The sequence below is a fragment of the Rhizobacter sp. P3_B12 genome (assembly GCF_056402895.1).
Genome location: NZ_JBFUGN010000929.1, coordinates 1 through 2438, shown reverse-complemented (window position 1 = coordinate 2438; position 2438 = coordinate 1). Strand labels below are relative to the sequence as shown.

General features: G+C 68.3%; 4 protein-coding genes. 1 reads left to right on the top strand and 3 read right to left on the bottom strand.

Translation table 11 applies throughout. The annotated features are described in order from the left end of the window. From AC1D01_RS30230 to AC1D01_RS30220, 3 genes are all read right to left on the bottom strand, one after another. Positions 1-324: helix-turn-helix domain-containing protein (locus tag AC1D01_RS30230; RefSeq protein ID WP_477873017.1), on the bottom strand; the 324-nt coding region annotated here is incomplete at its 3' end. Between the two features lie 60 nt (positions 325-384). After that, positions 385-1341 (bottom strand): NPP1 family protein, encoded by a 957-nt coding sequence (locus AC1D01_RS30225; RefSeq protein ID WP_477873015.1) that lies wholly within the window; start codon positions 1339-1341, stop codon positions 385-387. A 61-nt stretch (positions 1342-1402) separates the two neighbouring features. Then, the gene (locus AC1D01_RS30220) at positions 1403-1591 is read right to left on the bottom strand and encodes a hypothetical protein (protein WP_477873013.1); all 189 of its coding nucleotides are present in this window, start codon (positions 1589-1591) and stop codon (positions 1403-1405) included. A gap of 102 nt (positions 1592-1693) precedes the next feature. Between AC1D01_RS30220 and AC1D01_RS30215 the strand changes: the two genes are divergently transcribed. Next, the coding region (locus AC1D01_RS30215) for a winged helix-turn-helix domain-containing protein (RefSeq protein ID WP_477873011.1) at positions 1694-2438 on the top strand (745 nt) is incomplete at its 3' end.

The window sequence follows — 2438 nt, the reverse complement described above, 5'->3', positions numbered from 1 at the left end:
GGGCGCGGGAGACGGCCCCCTGCGCGTCGCCCGGGTCGCGGGCAACTGCGCATCCTGCAACTCGCGGCCGAGCGGATCCGCCTTGCCAAGCAGATCGAGATCTTTCTCGATGCCCAGCACCTGCATCACGGCCACATAGGCACCCATCGTCACGCCTGCCCCACCGCGCTCGAGGCTGCGCAGCGTCATGGGCGCCATGCCCGCCCGCTCTGCCACCTGCTTGGCCGGAAGCCGCCTGCGCAGGCGCGCCAGGCGCAGGCGGTCGCCGAGCTGGATCAGCAGCGCTTCAGTGGCTGGAAGCAGCGGAGCAGGCTTTCTCGACATGGAAATATTCTAGTCATCTGAACATCATAGCGCCAGAATATCTCCACTTTTCCCGATGATTTACTCGCTGATCCGCGTGTACGTCTGCGGGTAGTTCGCCTGGAACTCCTTCGCGCGCGTGGCCCACACGTCGTCCCACAGGAACCAGACGTTGGCCCAGAACGCGTCGCTGCGCGGCACGTTGTTGTTGGCCTGGTTCATGATCTCGCCGTCGTTGCGGGTCTTGAAGCTCGCGCTGCCGAAGTTCGAGTTCTCCAGCGCCACGCGATAGTTGCGGTTGGCCAGGTAGCGCGTCCACTCGTCGCCATTCCACTGCGCGACGGCGCTGTAGTGGCTGAGGATGTCCGGCGCGTAGAACTCGCCCCAGTTGCCGATGAACTCGACGTGGGCATGGTCGTTGGCATTCGCGAAGCGGAATGCGTGCGTGCCCGCGCCATCCTTGTGATAGACCACCAGCGGATGCCCCCAGTGGTTCTCCAGCCCGGCCATCGGCCGCGTGGTGTAGTTGCCGTGCGCGCTGACCGACACGTGCGAGATGAAATCGCCGCCGCCGTTCCTGCGGCCCGTCCAGACGATCACCGTCTCGACGTCATGCTTGTGGCCCCCCAGGAACGTGAGGCCGATCGCCTGGTCCTTCTCGAAGTACAGCTCGTAGAAGTGCGCGCAGCGCTCGATGCGGTCGCTGCCCTCCACCGTCTCGCGGCACAGCTGGCGATGGATGGTGTTGGCGAAGTTGCCCCAGCCACCGTCGCGGCAGGCGCCCTGCACGGTGCCGGTGGCGTTCAGGCCGGGGTTCTGGCTCAGGTTGCTGTTGYGGTTGAACGGCGTGGCCGGGTAGCAGCCGTCGGAGTCGAAATCGAACATCGGATGGAAGTCGCGCACCTGCTTCTCGTTGTACTTCGTGATGGCAGTGTCCCAGCGCGGCAGTTCATCGGCGTGGGCCGCGGCAGCGGTCACGGCGATGAGGGCGATCGCAATGGACTTCAGGGCGCGCAGGGACAAGAACGTGTTCGTCATGGTGTGACACGAAGTGGATGGCCGGCGGACTGTGCGGCCCGCCCATGACGGCTTGTTGACGCTACAGGCGCACGACGCCGTCGATCCAGCCTTCGAACCGGCCGTCCACGTAGAGCCGCAGGCTGTCGCCATCGGATTCGGCTTCGCACTGGGCGCACTGGGCACCCAGGCCCCGGCAGTCATCCATCGCGAAGCGCGATGGCGTCGATCGGCGCGACAGCGTGCGGATAATGGTCGTGATGAAATCCATCGGCGGTCTCCCGAGTGTCTGATGCAGTGCCGCGACTGTCCCGCGCACGCCATCGCCGCGTCCTTCACCCACCTGAAACCAAGCTGAAACCCGCGCCAACCCGTGTCGACACCGCTCCACTTCGGTCGTTTCGAACTGCGCCCTGCCGAACGCCTGCTGCTGGACGACGGCAAGCCGGCGGCGCTCGGCGTGCGGGCCCTCGACGTGCTGATTGCGCTGGCGCAGCGGCGCGATCAGGTGGTGGGGCAGGATGAGCTGATCGATCTCGCGTGGCCCGGCCTGGTGGTCGAGCCGAACAACCTGCAGGTGCAGATCTCGGCCTTGCGCAAGCTGCTGGGGGCGGAGGCGATCGCCACCGTGAAGCGCCGCGGCTACCAGTTCACCGCCGCGCTGYGCGAGGCTGGCGCTGACAGCGGCGAAGCCGCGGCCCAGCCCGCCCTCGCCCCCACGCCCCACCGCCTGCCGCTGCCGCGCACCCGCTTCATCGGCCGCGAGAACGCGCTGGCCGACTGCGCCGGCCTGCTGGAGCGCGCACCGCTGCTGACGCTCACCGGCACCGGCGGCAGCGGCAAGACCCGCCTGGCGATCGAGCTCGCGCAGCGGCAGTTGGCGGCCTTTGCGGCGGGCACGTGGTTCGTCGACCTCGCGGCCCTGCAGGACCCGCGGCGCCTGCTGGCCGCCGTGGCCTCGGCCGCCGGTGCCCGGCAAGACGCGACGGCCGATCCGCTCGACGCGCTGTGCGCGCACATCGGCGCGGCACGCGCGCTGCTGGTGCTCGACAACTGCGAGCACCTCATCGACCCCGTGGCGCAGCTCGCCGACCGCCTGCTCGCCGCCTGCCCCGGCC

Coding starts and splice junctions, on each gene's coding strand:
- AC1D01_RS30220 (WP_477873013.1), bottom strand. CDS start 1,591: ATGGATTTCATCACGACCATTATCCGCACGCTGTCGCGCCGATCGACG.